The sequence below is a fragment of the Sphingomonas faeni genome (genome assembly GCF_040407495.1).
GTDB classification, from domain to species: Bacteria; Pseudomonadota; Alphaproteobacteria; order Sphingomonadales; family Sphingomonadaceae; genus Sphingomonas; species Sphingomonas faeni_D.
Genome location: NZ_JAPZPP010000003.1, coordinates 443509 through 459935, shown reverse-complemented (window position 1 = coordinate 459935; position 16427 = coordinate 443509). Strand labels below are relative to the sequence as shown.

Below are 16427 nucleotides of genomic sequence, written 5' to 3'. Positions count from 1 at the left end.
CCGGCCGTGTTCCTGCTGCGGGCCGGCCGGGCGCATGAAGTATCAGGCGATCCAGGACGATAGCGGGCTGGTCGCGCTTACCGCGCTGCTGGCGATCCACCGCATTGCGGTAGATTCCGATCAGTTGCGGCACGGTCTCGGCCATTTCCATTCGCTCGACGCCGATGCGCTCGTCCGGTTGGCGGGGGGTATCGACGGTGTCCGTGCCAAGACGCGGACCGCCAAGCCCGAGGATCTCGCGCGCCTGCCGCTGCCCGCGCTGGCGGACGGGCCCGACGGCTGGTTCCTGATCGGCCGGATGCAGGGCGACGAGGTGCTGATCCAGCGCGCGCATCAGCCGGTCGAAAAGATCGATCTCGCGACGCTCGCGACCCTGTGGTCGGGGACGCTCGTCCTGGTCACCACGCGCGAGAGCGCGGCGCTGGCGAGCAAGGGGTTCGACTTCTCGTGGTTCATCCCGCAGATCGTCCGCTATCGCCGGCTGATCGGCGAGGTGCTGCTGATCACGCTGGCGCTCAACCTGCTCGGGCTCGCTGCGCCGTTGTTCTTCCAGAGCGTGGTCGACAAGGTGCTGGTCCACGGCACGCTGTCGACGCTGTCGGTGCTGACGATCGGCTTCGTCGCGGTGTCGTTCTGGGAGACCGCGTTCGGCTGGCTGCGCACGCGGCTCTATTCGGAAACGAGCCAGAAGATCGACGTAGAGCTTGGCGCGCGGCTGTTCCGCCACCTGCTGCGACTGCCGCTGAGCTATTTCGAGTCGCGTCGTGTCGGCGATACCGCGATGCGCGTCCGCCAGCTCGAGACGATCCGCGAATTCCTCACCAACGCCTCGCTGACGGTGCTGATCGACCCGGTGTTCGCGGTCGTCTTCCTCGCGGTGATGGCGCTGTATTCGATCAAGCTTTTCTTCGTCGCGGTGCTCGCGATCCCCGCCTATCTCGCGGTCGCGCTGCTCGTGACCGGGCCGCTGCGCAGCCGCCTCGACGACAAGTTCGAACGCGGTGCGGCCAACAACGCGCTGCTGGTCGAGAGCATCGCCGGGATCCAGACGGTCAAGGCCGCCGCGGTCGAGCCGCAGTGGCAGGACGCGTGGGAGCGCCGGCTCGCGGGCTATTCGGCCGCCAACCAGCGCGTGATCGACCTCGGCAACACCGGCAACAACGCGATCCAGCTGATCTCCAAGCTCAACATGGCGGCCATCCTGTATTTCGGCGCGCAGGCGGTGATCGCGCACGATTTGACCGTCGGCGGGCTGGTCGCGTTCAACATGTTCGCGCAGCGCGTCTCAGGCCCGGTGATCCGCATGGCGCAGCTGTGGCAAGAGTTCCAGCAGGTCCGGATCGCGGTCGAGCGGCTCGGCGACGTCCTCAACCACCGCGTCGAGCCGGGCGCCGGCAGCCAGACCGCGCTGCCCGCGATCCGCGGCAGCGTGACGTTCGAGAACGTCCGCTTCCGCTACGCCGACGACGGCCCGTGGACGCTCGACGACATCGACCTGGTCGTTCCCGCCGGCTCGACGCTCGGCATCGTCGGCTCGTCGGGATCGGGCAAGTCGACGCTGACCAAGCTGCTCCAGCGGCTCTACGTCCCCGCCAACGGCCGCGTGCTGGTCGACGGGGTGGACGTCGCGCAGATCGATCCGGCGTGGCTCCGCCGCCAGATCGGCGTCGTGCTGCAGGAGAACGTGTTGTTCAACCGCACGGTGCGGGAGAATATCGCGCTCGCCAATCCCGCGCTGCCGATCGACAAGGTCATGGCCGCCGCCGAGATGGCCGGCGCGCACGAGTTCATCAGCCGGATGCCGCAAGGCTATGACACGATGATCGAGGAGCGCGGCGCCAATTTGTCGGGCGGCCAGCGCCAGCGGCTCGCGATCGCCCGCGCGCTCGTCACCCAGCCGCGCATCCTGATCTTCGACGAGGCGACCTCCGCGCTCGATGCCGAGAGCGAGGAGATCATCCAGACCAACCTCAAGCAGATGGCGGTCGGCCGCACCGTCATCATCATCGCCCACCGGCTGTCCGCGATCCGCCAGTGCGACCGCATCGTCGCGCTCGAGAAAGGGCGTCTGGTCGAACAGGGTTCGCATGACGAACTGCTCAGCCACGGTGGCCGCTACGCCGACCTCTACCGACGCCAGATGGGCGTCCTGTACGGAATCGCCTCATGACCGCGCTCACCCATCACCTGTCGCTCGTCCGTCGCGCCTGGATCGAGGACCGCGCCACCCGCCGCGACCGCCGCATCCCGCTCGAGACCGCGTTCCTGCCCGCCGCGCTCGAGGTGATCGAGCGCCCGGTGTCGCCGACCGCGCGCATCACCGCATGGCTGCTGCTCGGCGGGATGGCGGCGAGTGGGCTATGGCTGACGCTCGGCCATGTCGATATCGTCGCGACCGCCGAGGGCCGAACGATCCCCGCCGATAGCGTCAAGCTGGTCCAGTCGGTCAGCGGCGGGCTGGTCCGGCGGATCTGGGTGCATGACGGCGACGTCGTCAAGCGCGGCCAGCCGCTGGTCGATCTCGATCCAACGCTGTCGTCGGCCGACGAAGCGCAGGCGCGCCAGGCGCTGCTCACCGCCGAGATCGACGTCGCGCGCAACGCCGCGATCGTCGACGGGCTGAGCGGCGGGCGCGGGGTCTTCACGGCGCCGCCCGGCACGCCCGCCGACGTGCTCGACACGCAGCGCCGGCTGGTCGCCGCGCAACTCGGCAGCGCCCGCGCCGCCGATGCCGGGCTCGCCGCCGCACGGCGCTCCGCCCTCGCCGATGCGGCAGGGGCAGGGGACCAGATGCGCGCGCTCGACGCCAACCGGCCGCTGATGGAGCGTCAGGTCAAGGCGATCGAGACGCTCGCGGCGCGCGGCTATGCCAGCGGGCTCCGTGTCCTCGACATGCAGCGCCAGCGGCACAGCGAGATGGGCAGCCGCGACGTCGCCGCGCAACAGCGCACGCGCGGGCTGTCGGAAGCGCAGCGGTTCGGCGAGGAACTCAATCATTCGCGCGAACAGGCGCGCCAGACCGCGCTCGGCGATCTCGCCAAGGCGCAGTCGGACGCGATGCAGCGCCGCCAGGATCTCGCCAAGGCGAGCCAGCAGAGCCGGATGCAGCGGCTGGTCGCGCCGGTCGACGGCACCGTCCAGCAGCTCGCGATCCACACCGTCGGCGGCGTGGTCGAGCCGGTCCGCGCGCTGATGGTGGTGGTGCCCGACGGCAAGCTGACCGTCGAGGCCAAGCTGCTCAACCGCGACGCGGGCTTCGTCCACGCCGGCCAGCCGGTGGCGCTCAAGCTCGAGGCGTATCCGTTCACGCGGTTCGGCACCGTGCCGGGCCGGATCGTCTCGGTCAGCCGCGACGCGGTCCAGGACGAGAAGGGGCCGTCCTATTACATGGCGCGGATCGCGATGGACCAGCGCACCGTCACCGCCGACGGGCGTCCGATGACCCTGACCCCCGGCCTCGCGGTCACCGCCGACATCCGCACCGGCCGCCGCCGCCTGCTCGACTACATGCTCGATCCGGTATCGCGCGACGTCTCCGAAGCGGCGCGCGAGCGGTAGGATAGAACGGCCTACCGTGCCGGGCGGTCCGCCTTCCATGTCGCAAGCCATGCGAGGCGGTCGCTCGTCATGTTCATGAGGCATACAAAGCTGCCAAGCATGACGTAGCTGATACCGTCCGATACGTTGCAAGCGTCGTTCCTTCGAACGATCCAGCGACGTTCGGACGCGACGAGACGCTTGCGTTCGGCCGGATCGAGCGATCGCAGGAGCGTCCCGTATGAGGCGTCGAGCGCGGCGTTCGTCTTCGACAGCTGCTCCCGCAGGCAGTGGTTTTCGACATAGCCGTAGGGAAGCCCGTAGATATCCTCGATCCAGAGGCGGCCTTCGGTCACGTAACTATTCAGCGCCGGTTGCTTCCAGCACCGCCCCTTGAGGTCATCCGACGATACGCCCTTGGGCAGCACGACGTCGAAGGCCGGAGCCCAGTGCCGCCGCAGGTTCGGATCACCGGAGGACTGCGCGGAACCACTCTGCGTGAGCGCCCCGCCGACAATCAGCCCGATGGCTATCAATACCGAGACGCTGTCGCAGAAGCCCGGCTTCGATACGCGGTCGACGATCGGCTTCGGTGTACGCGTCGTCTGGGGATTTCGCCAAAACATCTGAAAACTCCCGATGCCTGCTATCATCACGGCTGATCGGCTGATCGAGCGGACCGACCGTCTCATCCGATACCAGGTTCCTCGCCGCATCATCTGGGACAGCTCCCCGTACCTTGATCTCGCGCTGCAAGAAACGATTGAGGGGCTATCGTGTCTGAGCTGCTGGAACGGATCGACTATGAGGCACTGGTGCTGGCAAAGCTCGAGGATGCGGCGCAATCATCGTCGCGGAGCGAGCGTCGCGCACATCTGGACCAAGCGGCAGTGTTCGCCGCGCAGGGTGAAGCCGCCCGGTACGCCGCAGACGGCTCTCGCGACCGCTAGAACACGTCCGCCTTCAATACGCGATCAAGACGTCGCCAGCACCTTGTCCGCCCCCTCCGGCTTTCGGAAGCGGCGGTGCCAGCCTCCGGTGTCCGTCATGAACGCATCGCTGAACGCATAGCCCATCATCAGCGTGGCGAACGCCGGGCCGTAGCATTGCACCGTGATCGCATAGACGTTGAGCATCATCAGCATCAGCAGCTTGGTGCGGTCCACCGTCCTGAAGCACGAGACGAACACGCCGGCGACGATGACCAGGAACGGGATCCCGAGCATCAGATAGGTCGTCATGTAGAAGTTATCGACCGGCACGTTGTACTGGGCCATGTCCGAGAACTTCATCGGATAGGCGAAGCAGCCAAGCCCGCAGCCGATCAGAAGCCCGGCCGGAAATATCTGCTGGAGATAGGTGAAGGGCAGCTGCCAGCTGTTGTCGATCCGGTCCTGCAAACTCATCAGCTTGGACGACACGTCCTGTAGATCCGCCCCCGCCAGGGCGAAGACAAGCACGAACGGCACCAGCACGGTCAGGAACGAAAATTTGGCGATCAGGCGATCGACGTCGAGCCGGTTCTTCGCCGGGATCAGGACGTCGACGACGACCAGATGCAGCGTGAACATCGCGAGCGTCAGCAGCGCGGTGCGGTTGGTCGAGATCTGGATCGCCCAGAGCATCAGCGGAAGAATCAGCAGATTCATCCATTTGGGCACCCAGCGATAGACCATCATGTACGGGAACAGCACCATGAATGCAGCCATCGTGCTATCGCCTGCGAACCCGCCGTACCGCACCTTGCCGTCGATCCACCACACGCGCGAGATGTTGCGCAACCCGTTGAAGCTGTCGATGTCCGCACCGACCCACGGATAGTCGATATGCGGCGCGAAGATCAGGCCGATGATCGACACCGCCGACATGATCGCGAGGCAGACCCGAACTGCGGGCAGCCGTACGACGCTGCGGCCGCAACAGATGAATCCGACGAAGATCGGCATGAACGACTTGACCGACGATGCGAACATCGCCGGCGTCCACGACATGAAGATGATCGATACGGCCGCCGCCGAGATGGTGCTCAACGTCGCAACGATCGCGAAGGCCGAGCGCTTCTGGATCGCATAATGCCAGATGAAATAGGCGAACGCGGCCATCGCCAGCAGATCGGGCACGAACCACAGAGGTGACAGATGCGTGAGTTGCAGGAGATACCGCAACATCCCCGTCAGCGCGTCGCGGACCGCGAACATGCAGAGCAGCGCGGCGGCGCAGGTGAGCGCCAGATCGTTCTTGCCGACCGTACCTGCGGCATCGTCCGTCACGTCGGCACTGTACCATATGCTAGCCATCAGCGAGATTCCGGTTCTGCGGTCATGATCACCCCGGCACGACCGGGCGCGGGTTGGCCGTCTCCCATACCGGTGCTGCCGAAGCGGCTCCAGCGTCGGTTGAGGATGGCGAGCATCGGCTTTTCGATGACGCGGTGGACGATCACCGCACCGATCAGCGCACCGACGATCGCGATCGGCAGGAGCAGCATGGGGGCACGCTCGAACAGGCCGAGCTTCTGCGCGATCGCCTCGGCGACCTTAATCGCGATTGGATGCGACAGGTACAGCGCGTAGGAGGCATCGCCACCGGCGACCAGCAGCCCGGTCAGGCACGACGATTTGCCATGCCGACCGCCGACCGGTTCGAGCCCGAGCACTGCGGCGGCCATGATCAGCGTCGCCGGAATGCCGCCCGTGACGATCCGCCCGATCGTGTCGTACGCGCCGGTCTGATAGCCGATCACCGCAAGAACCAGCGCAAGCAGCAGCATCGCGAGCGCTATCATGCGGGGGATCCGGACGCGCTTGAGGAACAGGTGCGCGAGGCCGATCCCGGCAAGGAACTCGCCGGTCAGCGGATAGCCCCAGAAATGCAGCATCCGCCAGTCGAGCGGCGCGAGGTGCGCGACCGCCATCAACCCGAGGATCGAGGCAAAGATGATCGCCAGCCCCGCGGTGCGACGGAACGGCAGCGCGATCGCGAACACGACGTAGAACATCATCTCGTAGTTCAGCGTCCAGCCGAGCGTGAACACCGGAAAACAATAGTCGCCGCAGACCGGGCCGGGCAGGAACAGGTAAGAGAACAGGATATTGGTCGCGCCCGGTCGCGGCGCACCGGTCGCGATCAGCACGACCAGCGCGAGCGTCGTGAACAGCCAGTAGAGCGGCGCGATCCGGATTAGCCGGCGGCGCAGGAAGTCCGCGGCGGCGCCGACATTCCCGAACCGGTCGTGCATCATGTAATACATCACGAAGCCCGAAATGACGAAGAACACGTCGACGCCGAGTCCCCAGTCGAACGGAATGAAGCCCCAGGTCCCCGCGCGCGCGCCGATATGTTCGACCAGCGCGTGCTGGCTGTGCCCGCACAACACGAGGAAGGCGGCGAGAAACCGTAGGATCTGGAGGCTGTCTATCCGGCCGAGACGCATCGGGAACACCTTCGTTTGGGGTAGGAGGACCGTGGTGCGGGGCACCAAGCCGCGAACCTGCTCACTGCAGAATGCCCTATAGAGAGTCATTTTCGGAAAACTATGCCGCGGCGCAACACGTTCTGAAGTGAGATCCCGAACCTGCGACATACCGACCTGTTTTGACGACGTGGCACTGGATGCTACTACGGCCTGCGACCGCCGCGGGTGGACGTATAGGTCCGAAATCGCCTACTGGCATGCTGTAGTGCAGTATGACCCGGCAGTCGGCCGGCGATCGGGTCTGCGCCGACGCCCAAGCGGAGATGCCGCCTCCATCATGTCTGTGTTACTGACACGATTGATCCGCGGCGGCGCGCCGAACATGGCTTTGCGCGGGTCGACGCTCTTCCTGCGCTTTGCCTTGTCGTTTTACATCGTCAGCCAGTTGGGACTCGCGTCGGCGGGTGTCTACGGCCTCGCCATCGGCGCGATCGGCATCGTCCCCGCGACGGTCGGCTGGGGGCTGAACTATTTCGTATCGCGCGAAGTCGTCGGGCACACCCCCGCGACCGCCGCGCCGCTGATCCGCGATCGCCTGATCATCACCTTCGCCTCGTTGCTGGCTGGCACGCTGATCGCGGTGCCCGTACTGATCTGGCAGACCGGCGAGATCACGCAGACGCAGGTCCTGATCCTGATCCTGCTGTGGCTGGAAACGGTTGCGCTCGACATCTACATGCCGATGATCGGCCTCGAACTGGCGCTGTTCGCCAACGTGCTGGTATTCGTTCGCTCGGCGTTGTGGATCCCGATTGTCGTCGCCATCGGCTTTGCCGTGCCGGCGTTGAAGACGCTCGACATGATCTTCATCGGCTGGATTCTCAGCCACCTGCTCGCGATCGCGATGCTGTTCGTCTATCTCAGGCGCTGGCCGATGAAGGCGGGCCTGCGCGAAGAGAAGAAGCTGAGCGTGCTGGTCAATCGCGCGCGCCGCGCCTGGTATATCTATTTCAGCGATCTCGGCATCGTCGGGCTCGGCTACGCCGATCGCTTCATCCTGAACGCGCTGCTCGGGCTGGTCGCAACGGGTATCTACAGCTTCTATTTCTCGATCACCAACGCGCTCCAGACACTGATCTCGACCGCGGTGGTGCAGCTCGCGTTGCCACGGATGGTGCGTGCGTTCCGCGGTGGCAATCCGGCCGAGTGGCAGGCCGAACTGCGCCGCCAGATGATCAAGACGTTGACCTTCGCCGCGGTGTTCAGCGTCGGCATCTTCCTCGCGACCGAGCTGATCTTCTACTTCGCCCCGCCCGGCCGCTTCCCGGTGTTCCGCGTACTGCTCGCGATCATGCTGCTCGCGGCGACGATCCGCTCGGGGTCGGACCTGCTCAACGTGTCTATCACCAGCATGGGGCGCGACCGCATGTACGCGGTCAACAACGTGGCCGGCGTAATCGTCGCGATCGCGTTCGGCACCGGGTTCATGTATTTCTTCGGGCTGATCGGCGCCGGCCTGTCGGCGGCGGCGACCGCCAGCACGCTGTTCATCGTCCGTTTGGTGTACCTGCGCCATGTCCTGCGCAAGATGAAGCAGCCCGATCCGGCGCCCGGTCCACGCATGGAAACGGCAAACGATCCGGCAACGGGGATGCCGCAGCGATGACCGACATTCATTCGCCGTCGGCATGGCGCACCTGTGCCGACCACGTCCGCGGCGATCTGACCCGTGTTGCAAAAGTCGGCGGCCGGCGCCCGGGCGGCGCGTTTTTCATCTATGCGTGGCTGTTCCTCCCTGGCTTCCACTTCATCCTGGCGCACCGGATCCAGCGCTTGCTGGCATCGATCCCGGTGATCGGCCGGATCGTGGCGCGGTTGTATTGGGCGCGGACCTGTCGGCGATCCGGATCGGAAATCGCTGCGATCGCGACCGTCGGACCCGGCTGCTACATGCCGCATCCCTATGCGATCGTGCTCGGCGACTGCACGGTCGGGCGCAACGTCGTGATCTTGCAATGCGTCACGATCGGCAAGCGTGGCGACGATGCCCCGCATGGGCCGATCATCGGCGACGATGTCGAGATCGGCGCCGGCGCGACCATCCTCGGGCCGATCACGATCGGCCGAGGCGCCAAGATCGGTGCCAATTCCGTCGTGCTGAAGGACGTTCCCGCAGGCGCGATCGCTGCCGGATCGCCCGCGCGGATCCTCGGCGCGGCCCCTACTTCGAGCATCGGCGCGTAATGACCCCGCTTTCGGCGTCAGATCGTCCGCCGTTGCGCGTCTTCTATATCGGTGCCGGCGATCCCGTCGCCCCGCGATCGGGGATGGACGTCGTTGCGCGCGCGCACATCGGCGAGCTGGCAGCGTCGTCCGCGATCGCGCTGACCGGCGTGTTCGCGACGTTGCCGGCCGATACCCCGCCCCCTGCGTTCGGCGGCGTCGCGGGCTATCGTGCGGATACCAAGACGCCGTCCAAGATCCGCAAGCTGGCGCATCTGCTGTCGGGCAAGCTGCTGATGAGCATCGGTTTCGTCTCGACCCCGGCGCGGCAGGCGATCCGCGCGGGGTTGGCGGCAAGACCCGACCTGATCGTGGTCGATCATATTCAGGCGCTGGCGAACGTGTCGATGTGGCGGCTCGTGCTGGGGCGGACGCCGTTCGTGTTCATCGCGCACAACGTCACCCCGGACACGCTGGTCGACGGCGCGCGGTTGCGGACGTCGCGCCTGTCCGCGCTGTTCCTGCGCATCGAGGCGGTCCAGGCGTGGCTGATCGAGGCGCTGCTGTTGCGACGGGCGGCGCGGACCGTGTTCATCTCCGACAGCGACGCGCGCCAGTATCGCGGGCTGACTGGAGCGAAGGGCGTCGCGCTATGCCCGGTGATCGAACGGAGAGCACGGGCTTCGGACCCAAAGGCGATCGCGCCGCCCTCCGACGGCGTCGATCAACGCCGTGTGCTGTTCATCGGCAGCCCCGGCTTCCCCCCCAATCGTGCGGCGATCGACTGGATCACACACGCGCTCGCGCCTGTGCTGCTGGCACTGGATGCTCCGGCGATCGTGACGTTCATCGGCAAGGGCACGCGCGAGCATATCGGATCGGCCACCGCGAACGTCGAGACGCTGGGCTTCGTCGCCGACGACGAGATGGAGCGGCTGCTCGGCACCTGCCTGTGCATGCTGAGCCCGGTCGTTCACGGTAGCGGGCTGAAGATCAAGATGCTCGAGGCGTTCGCTGCGGGTGCGCCCGTGATGGCGACGCCATTGTCGCTGCAGGGATTCGATTTCATGGGCGTCGAAGCGCTGCTCGACCTCGACCGGCCCGAAGCCGCCGCCCGGCATATCCTCGCTTTGGCGCAGGATCCCGTGGCGGTCGAGACGGCGCGGACGCAGGTGCGCGATCGCTGGGCCGCGCATAGCCGACAGCGCGAGGGCGCGCTGGTCGACACGCTGATCGAGGCGCGTTTGGGCCGGGCCGGATAATGGCCTCGGCGACGAACCCTGGCGACGAACAAGGAGCGGGCATCGTGAGCGAGACACGGACGGACGCAGCGCCGACCGATCCCCCGAGCGCCAAGATCAAGGTGCTCGATCCGAACCTGTCGATCTATCTCGACCTGCTGAGGCTGGTCGCGGCGTTCGAGGTGGTGCTGGGCCATGCCCGGCATTTCGTGATGCCGGGGCTGTCCGGGTTCATCTCCGGCCATACCGGCGAGGCGGTCGCGGTGTTCTTCGTGCTGTCGGGGTTCGTCATCGCCTTCGTCGCGGAGGAGAAGGAGCACAGCCTGCGCGCCTATGCGACCGCGCGTCTGTCGCGGCTGTATTCGGTATGCCTGATCGCGCTGCTGGTAAGCTTCGCGTGCGACATGGTCACCAGCCGCTTCGGTGTGGTACCGTTGAGCACCCACAGCTTCTACGATCCCGCCTATCTGGCCAATTTGCCGTTCGCGCTGACCTTCACCAACGAACTCTGGTTCAGCCACCGCGTGTTCGGCAGCAACGAGCCCTATTGGTCGCTCGGATTCGAAGCTGCCTATTACGTCATCTTCGCGGCGTTCTTCTATCTCGGCCGCGTGCGCGGCGTGCTGATCGGCGTCCTGCTGATGATCGCCTTCGGGCCCAAGGTGGTCGCGTACATGCCGATCTGGCTGTTCGGCCTCGTCGCCTATCGCTACGTCCGTGCGGGCCGGGTGACGATGTCCAAATGGCTGGCACTCGCCGCCTTCGTCGCGACGATCCCGGGCTATTTACTCGTCAAGCGGACAATGGAGCATTGGGCCTGGCCGATGTACGAGCCAGCCGGCGCGGCGGAATTGGCGCGGAGCTTCGTTTATTTCGCGTTGGTCGGCGTGGTCATCACGATCAACATCGTCGCGTTCCGCCGTGCCGCCGAAGGCCGGACCATATTCCCGGCGGGGCTCGCGCGCGCGATCCGCTGGTTGGCAGGCGCGAGCTTCACGCTCTACCTTGTCCACCAGCCATTCCTGATCATGCTCACGTCGGTGTTTCCCGGTCTGCGTACCCATCTGCTTGGTGGGCCGGTGGCGATCGGCGGGTCGGTCGTGCTGGCCCTCCTGATCGCCGAGGTTTCCGAGCGCCGCAAGCGCGTGTTCCAGCGGATCGTCGGCGGACTGATCGGCGCCGCAGCCCCAACCGGTCAGCCCAAATCGATCGGGCCGCGAAACTAATGTCGGTTAATACCGGAGTAACGATACAAAAGTAGGATTTCGTCAATCCATGCCACCTAGATCGGCCGATGGGTCGGGGGTTTGTCCGAACTAGGGAACGCATGGTGGCAACTGCTCATAATTTAGTTTCGCTTGCCGACACGATCGAGCGGCGAGCAGACACGCGCGTTTCGTTGGCGCGGACGGGTACGTTGCGGCTCGCCGATGCGCCCTCTTCCCGCGAAGTACGCATCGCCGACCTCAACCGTGACGGCTGCCGGGTCGAATCGATCCTGCCGCTGTCGATCGACCAAGCCGTTACGATCGGCATCCCCGGTATCGGCCAGAACGCGGCGAGGATCACCTGGGTTGGCCAGTGGGATTATGGGTGTCAGTTCGATACCCCCCTGCCCGCGGGCAGCGTCACCGCGGCAATGACCGACAACGTCCATGACCTCGGCTATGCCGCGTTACGCGCGCCGGCGACGTTCAAATGGGCACCGCGCGGCCGCCTGGTTCTCCTCGGCGCGATCAGCCTAGCAGGATGGACGGCAATCGCGGTTACGGCAGGCCGCCTGCTCGGCTGATCGCCGACGGCGGGTGATCGACAGGACGGCCAGACGCGCCGTTGCCAGCCCGCTCTATCACATCATCCGATACCGGATCGGCGTGCCCTTGTCAGCCAGCGAGACCACGACTGGTCGCGATCCGATCGGAATGTTCGTGTCGCGCGGTCCGTCGGGTGCGCAGACCGTGCGATAGGGCGTCGGTGCGCCACCAAGCACCAGTTGCGCCGTCCGCGAGGGCCGGTCGGTCCAGGCGATCAGCTTGCGCGACTGACCATCGTCCATCCGGACCACGGTAAGCCCGGGCCGCGGCTGGTCGACCCGCCAGCTCTTGGCGCGCGCGATCAGGTGCGTGACGTCGCGGACCATGCACGCGGCAGGCTTGGGCTTATAATCGTAGGTGAACAGCCCGAAATTATCCTCGATATCATCGGGACGCTGGCCCTGATCCTTCAGCTGATAGATCCAGACGCCGCGCATCCAGGGGGTCGCCGCGGACCAGAGCAGGAACTGTGCGATATTGTCGCCCGAATCGTTGCGCGCGATATCGCAGGACCCGCCGCGCGTCGTCGGCCAGCCAATCTCGGTGACGTAGATTGGCATCGCGCGCCCGCCCCGGGTCGGCATCGCACTATGCAACGCCTGCATTTTGTCGATTGCCTCGTCCGCCGTACGGTTTTCCGGGCGCTCGCAATGATTGTAGTAATGCACCGACAGGCCGTCTGCACCGCGCAGGCCGCCACCGCCAGCGACCGAGCGAACCCATTGCCAGCCAGTGTCGGTGCCCGCCGCTCCGGCGAGAATGGTCGCGCCGGGCTGAGCAGCGCGTATTGATGCCGTAGCTTGCGCCGCCAGTCGGGCATAGGCATCGCCACCGCGAGGATCGCCAGGTCCGGCGCGTCCGACAAGCTTGCCCATCGCCGGGGCGGCGTTGAGGTTCCACTCGTTCCAGATTTCGTAGATTGGACGCCGCGCGGCGGTCTGCTGCGCGGCATCGCGCGCGAAACCTGCAAACGCGGCGCGGCCCGCGTCGGTTACGGGAATGCCATCGCCGCCGATCGCGGGATTGGGATGATCGAGGATAAACAACGGGCGCGCGCGCGTTGCCGCGAGGAAGGCAGCCTGCCCCGGCCGCATCGTGCCGGGGGCATTCATCCCTGCCCCCTTGAAACCCGACCAAGTCAGGTCGTCACGGAACGAGGACGCGCCCATGGTCTCCATCGCCTGCGCGGTGCGCGCCGGATCATAGCCATAGTCGCCGCCGATTCCGAAATGCACGCCGACACCGACGATCAGCGGCACCGGTCGAGCGCTCAATGGCCCGTCGGGCAGCAACTTCAGCTGATCGGGCGTCGACGTCATCGGCGCCATCGAGGCGAGTGCAATAGCGCCCCCGACCAACCCGGAAACCGCGATCACGGTTCGGCCAAGAATTTTCCAAGGTGCGCGCGGCGACGTGAGGGATCGGTTGGACGGCATAGACTTCTCCTCGACCCCCGAATTTTGCGTTTAGCTTCGCCGGAATACCGGCTCAATAGGCGTTGCTGTGGACGAGCACGTTCATCGTCCGGAACAGGATCGTCACGTCGCGCATAAGGCTCCAGTCGTGGAGATATTCGAGATCGGCTTGGAGCCGGTTCTTGAGATCGACGTCGCGGTGCGTCGCGCCGCGGAAACCGCGGACCTGCGCCAGTCCGGTAATGCCGGGCTTCAACGCGTGACGATGCCAGTATTCGCGGTCGATTTCCCAGAACAGCTGGTTGCCCGCTAGCGATCCCAGCGCATGCGGACGTGGGCCGACCAGGCTCATGTCACCCATCAATACGTTGATGAACTGAGGTATTTCATCGAGACTGGTCTTGCGGATGAACGCACCGACGCGGGTGATCCGCTTGTCGTCGCGCTGGGTCGAGGTGGACCCGCGCGAATCTGAATTCTCGACCCGCATCGACCGGAACTTCAGGATGTGGAAGATGCGGTTGCCGCGCCCGATCCGCTCCTGCCGAAACAGCACCGGTCCCGGCGAGTCGAGCTTTACCGCGAGCGCGATCAGGATGAGCGCCGGCGAGATCGCGATCAGCACGACCAGCGTCACGATAATATCGAGCGCGCGCTTCTTGGCCATGTCGGTGTAGCTCAGCGGCCCGCGCGCCACGAGCAGCGTCTGCCGCCCCTTGAAGTTCTGCAACCCGAGCACGCCGAGCTTGCCGAAGCCGGGCGACAGGATTTCGCCGTCGACATTGGCGCCACGCAACAGCAGCGACCAGTCGAGCTGGCGATCCGCCGGGCACTGCACGACGACGCGCTCGTATTTGCTGACCATCTGGCCGAAGCGGTTGAGCATGTGCGGGTTGCCCATGTCAGGCTCGATCCCGGCCTCCGCCGCGAAGATCGTGTCGCAGACCTGACGCTCGTTCCACTCGGCGCGCGGGACATCGTCGACGATCAGCAATTCGGCCACCAACTTGGGCGCAGCCGTGCGACGCACGACGATCACGATCGCCATCCTGAACCCCGCCATCAGGATCATCGTGCCACCGAAACCGATCGCGAACGCGACCCGCGAAATCTCGTTGCCCGCCTGAACGAAGAAGATCAGCGTCAGCAGCGCGAAACCGGTAATCGCCAACGGCACGATCGCACGCAGGATCGACTCCGACCCGCTGGTGATCGCGGGCCGCGAATACGCCTTATTGTTGAAGGCGATCAGCAGGTAGATCGGCAGGACCGGATAGGCGAGATCGATCCCGCTCAGCGACAGCCAATTGTCACCGCGGACGAAACTGCCGATCGCGAAACCGATCGAAATCGCCAGCAGATCCGTAAAGATCAGCAGGCAATACAGCCGCAACCGCAAATTGCGTCGGTGGAGTGCACCGGCCAACGAAATCTCGCCGACATGCCCCATGGCTACTTCCATCGCGTGACTAAATCCCTAGAAATCGGCCACTGGTCTACCGACCGGTTTTCGCTGCGACGCAACAATGATAGCGGTTGGACCATTGTGGATCAATCGCTCGTTATAGCCGGGGAAGACCGCATAAAAGCTGAACGAAGTCCCCCAATCGGCGTATGTGACGCACCATGACGTCGCACGGCCAACCGGCAACCACATGGCGTCGCGCCGTGCCTATCCACGGACGGAATTGGGAAAGATAGCTAATGATCGGGGTTAACGGGCGTTTTCTGGGTCGTACGGTTACGGGTGTCGAGCGGTTTGCCAGAATGCTGCTGAGCGAGGTGCACGACCGCATCGTACGAGGGGAAGAGCCTCCACGCTGGACAATATTGCTGCCGCCGGGCGTTGCCATGCCGGACGAATGGCCCCATTTTTCAGCCCGGACGATTGGTAAGGGCGGCGGCCATGGCTGGGAGCAGTTCCACCTGCCCCGCGCGGTGCACGGATCGACGTTGTTGAACCTCTGCAACTCCGGGCCGGTGCTGCCGCGGCGATCGCTGACGGTCATCCATGATGCGCTCGTCTACGACCTTCCCGGCAACTTTTCATGGCCGTATCGGACCATGCACCGCACCCTAGGACGCCTCATCGCGCGTCGCGTGCGGATCGCGACCGTGTCGGGTTTTTCGCGCGATCGTCTCGCCGCAGTGCTGGCTCTCGACCCCGCGACGATCCCGGTCATCCCCAATGCCGCGGATCATGTCGATGCGATCGTGCCGGACACGGCGATCGTCGACCAACTCGGGTTGACGCCAGGCCGCTTCCTGCTGTTCGTGGGATCGTTCGCGCCGAACAAGAATTTGCCTCGCGCACTCGAGGCGTTTGCGCGCGTCGCGCAACCCAATGATCGGCTGGTGCTGGTTGGCGCCGCGGTCAAATCCTTCGCGCAGAACGGCATGGACACCGTTCCGCCGGGCGTGATCCTGCCCGGCCGGATCAGCGACGCCGCGCTGATGGGGCTGTACCGCGGCGCGCGCGCGCTCGTTTTCCCAAGCCTGTACGAAGGGTTCGGGATTCCGCCGCTAGAGATGATGCGCTTCGGCCGACCGGTGCTGGCGGGCGACATCCCGCCGGTGCGCGAAGTGTGCGGCGACGCGGCGCTGTACGTCGACCCGATGTCGGTCGACGCGATCGCCGCGGGGATGGAGCGGATGCTGCGTGACGACACGCTGGTCGAAACGCTCGCAGCGCGCACCGTCGCGCGCGCGCACGCCTACACCTGGGCGGCGAGTGCGGACGATCTGATTGCCGCGCTCGCGACGGTCTGAAGCCGCACCGACC

The 16427-nt window shown here is 65.6% G+C and carries 14 protein-coding genes; 9 read left to right on the top strand and 5 right to left on the bottom strand.

Annotated elements, in window-relative coordinates; all coding sequences use genetic code 11:
- Nucleotides 1–34: 34 nt before the first annotated feature.
- A complete protein-coding gene (locus O6W96_RS12190; protein WP_353469795.1) occupies nucleotides 35–2170 on the top strand; it encodes a type I secretion system permease/ATPase in 2136 nt (711 codons plus the stop codon).
- Nucleotides 2167–3558 (top strand): HlyD family type I secretion periplasmic adaptor subunit, encoded by a 1392-nt coding sequence (locus O6W96_RS12185; RefSeq protein WP_353469794.1) that lies wholly within the window; start codon nucleotides 2167–2169, stop codon nucleotides 3556–3558. Before O6W96_RS12190 ends, O6W96_RS12185 begins: the two co-directional genes overlap by 4 nt.
- Nucleotides 3559–3569: 11 nt before the next feature.
- On the opposite strand, the gene O6W96_RS12180 is transcribed toward O6W96_RS12185, so the two are convergent.
- Complete coding sequence (locus O6W96_RS12180; RefSeq protein ID WP_353469793.1) at nucleotides 3570–4163, bottom strand: lysozyme inhibitor LprI family protein; 594 nt, start codon at nucleotides 4161–4163, stop codon at nucleotides 3570–3572.
- A 150-nt stretch (nucleotides 4164–4313) separates the two neighbouring features.
- Here O6W96_RS12180 and O6W96_RS12175 point away from each other — a divergent pair, with 150 nt between their 5' ends.
- A complete protein-coding gene (locus O6W96_RS12175; protein WP_353469792.1) occupies nucleotides 4314–4487 on the top strand; it encodes a hypothetical protein in 174 nt (57 codons plus the stop codon).
- Nucleotides 4488–4511: 24 nt separating this feature from the next.
- Here the strand turns inward: O6W96_RS12175 and O6W96_RS12170 are convergent, their stop codons facing one another.
- Both O6W96_RS12170 and O6W96_RS12165 read right to left on the bottom strand, forming a co-directional pair.
- Complete coding sequence (locus O6W96_RS12170; protein ID WP_353469791.1) at nucleotides 4512–5834, bottom strand: hypothetical protein; 1323 nt, start codon at nucleotides 5832–5834, stop codon at nucleotides 4512–4514.
- Nucleotides 5834–6970 carry an acyltransferase family protein gene (locus tag O6W96_RS12165; protein ID WP_353469790.1) on the bottom strand — a complete coding sequence of 379 codons (1137 nt, stop codon included), beginning with the start codon at nucleotides 6968–6970 and terminating at the stop codon, nucleotides 5834–5836. Before O6W96_RS12165 ends, O6W96_RS12170 begins: the two co-directional genes overlap by 1 nt.
- Before the next feature lie 319 nt (nucleotides 6971–7289).
- On the opposite strand from O6W96_RS12165, the gene O6W96_RS12160 reads away from it, so the two are divergent.
- The 5 genes from O6W96_RS12160 (at nucleotide 7290) to O6W96_RS12140 (ending at nucleotide 12208) form a co-directional block, all read left to right on the top strand.
- On the top strand, nucleotides 7290–8618 hold the full coding sequence (locus tag O6W96_RS12160) for a lipopolysaccharide biosynthesis protein (RefSeq protein ID WP_353469789.1): 1329 nt from the start codon (nucleotides 7290–7292) through the stop codon (nucleotides 8616–8618).
- Complete coding sequence (locus O6W96_RS12155; RefSeq protein ID WP_353469788.1) at nucleotides 8615–9196, top strand: serine O-acetyltransferase; 582 nt, start codon at nucleotides 8615–8617, stop codon at nucleotides 9194–9196. Before O6W96_RS12160 ends, O6W96_RS12155 begins: the two co-directional genes overlap by 4 nt.
- The gene (locus O6W96_RS12150) at nucleotides 9196–10437 is read left to right on the top strand and encodes a glycosyltransferase (RefSeq protein WP_353469787.1); all 1242 of its coding nucleotides are present in this window, start codon (nucleotides 9196–9198) and stop codon (nucleotides 10435–10437) included. The genes O6W96_RS12155 and O6W96_RS12150 overlap by 1 nt, the downstream gene beginning before the upstream one ends.
- Nucleotides 10438–10481: 44 nt before the next feature.
- A complete protein-coding gene (locus O6W96_RS12145; protein WP_353469786.1) occupies nucleotides 10482–11642 on the top strand; it encodes an acyltransferase family protein in 1161 nt (386 codons plus the stop codon).
- 101 nt (nucleotides 11643–11743) lie between these two features.
- On the top strand, nucleotides 11744–12208 hold the full coding sequence (locus tag O6W96_RS12140; RefSeq protein WP_353469785.1) for a PilZ domain-containing protein: 465 nt from the start codon (nucleotides 11744–11746) through the stop codon (nucleotides 12206–12208).
- A gap of 57 nt (nucleotides 12209–12265) precedes the next feature.
- Here O6W96_RS12140 and O6W96_RS12135 read toward each other — a convergent pair whose 3' ends face one another.
- Together O6W96_RS12135 and O6W96_RS12130 are read right to left on the bottom strand one after the other, a co-directional pair.
- A complete protein-coding gene (locus O6W96_RS12135) occupies nucleotides 12266–13666 on the bottom strand; it encodes a glycosyl hydrolase family 17 protein (protein ID WP_353469784.1) in 1401 nt (466 codons plus the stop codon).
- Between the two features lie 52 nt (nucleotides 13667–13718).
- Nucleotides 13719–15107 (bottom strand): exopolysaccharide biosynthesis polyprenyl glycosylphosphotransferase, encoded by a 1389-nt coding sequence (locus O6W96_RS12130; RefSeq protein WP_353469783.1) that lies wholly within the window; start codon nucleotides 15105–15107, stop codon nucleotides 13719–13721.
- 242 nt (nucleotides 15108–15349) lie between these two features.
- Between O6W96_RS12130 and O6W96_RS12125 the strand changes: the two genes are divergently transcribed.
- Nucleotides 15350–16414, top strand: coding sequence for a glycosyltransferase family 4 protein (locus O6W96_RS12125; protein ID WP_353469782.1), 1065 nt, complete (start codon nucleotides 15350–15352; stop codon nucleotides 16412–16414).
- Nucleotides 16415–16427: the final 13 nt, after the last annotated feature.

Bases quoted from the DNA above. Each gene is read 5' to 3' on its own strand.
- O6W96_RS12180 (WP_353469793.1), bottom strand. From the start codon at position 4,163: ATGTTTTGGCGAAATCCCCAGACGACGCGTACACCGAAGCCGATCGTC.
- O6W96_RS12135 (WP_353469784.1), bottom strand. From the start codon at position 13,666: ATGCCGTCCAACCGATCCCTCACGTCGCCGCGCGCACCTTGGAAAATT.
- O6W96_RS12125 (WP_353469782.1), top strand. From the start codon at position 15,350: ATGATCGGGGTTAACGGGCGTTTTCTGGGTCGTACGGTTACGGGTGTC.
- O6W96_RS12170 (WP_353469791.1), bottom strand. From the start codon at position 5,834: ATGGCTAGCATATGGTACAGTGCCGACGTGACGGACGATGCCGCAGGT.
- O6W96_RS12160 (WP_353469789.1), top strand. From the start codon at position 7,290: ATGTCTGTGTTACTGACACGATTGATCCGCGGCGGCGCGCCGAACATG.
- O6W96_RS12165 (WP_353469790.1), bottom strand. From the start codon at position 6,970: ATGCGTCTCGGCCGGATAGACAGCCTCCAGATCCTACGGTTTCTCGCC.
- O6W96_RS12140 (WP_353469785.1), top strand. From the start codon at position 11,744: ATGGTGGCAACTGCTCATAATTTAGTTTCGCTTGCCGACACGATCGAG.
- O6W96_RS12190 (WP_353469795.1), top strand. From the start codon at position 35: ATGAAGTATCAGGCGATCCAGGACGATAGCGGGCTGGTCGCGCTTACC.
- O6W96_RS12185 (WP_353469794.1), top strand. From the start codon at position 2,167: ATGACCGCGCTCACCCATCACCTGTCGCTCGTCCGTCGCGCCTGGATC.
- O6W96_RS12155 (WP_353469788.1), top strand. From the start codon at position 8,615: ATGACCGACATTCATTCGCCGTCGGCATGGCGCACCTGTGCCGACCAC.
- O6W96_RS12130 (WP_353469783.1), bottom strand. From the start codon at position 15,107: ATGGAAGTAGCCATGGGGCATGTCGGCGAGATTTCGTTGGCCGGTGCA.
- O6W96_RS12150 (WP_353469787.1), top strand. From the start codon at position 9,196: ATGACCCCGCTTTCGGCGTCAGATCGTCCGCCGTTGCGCGTCTTCTAT.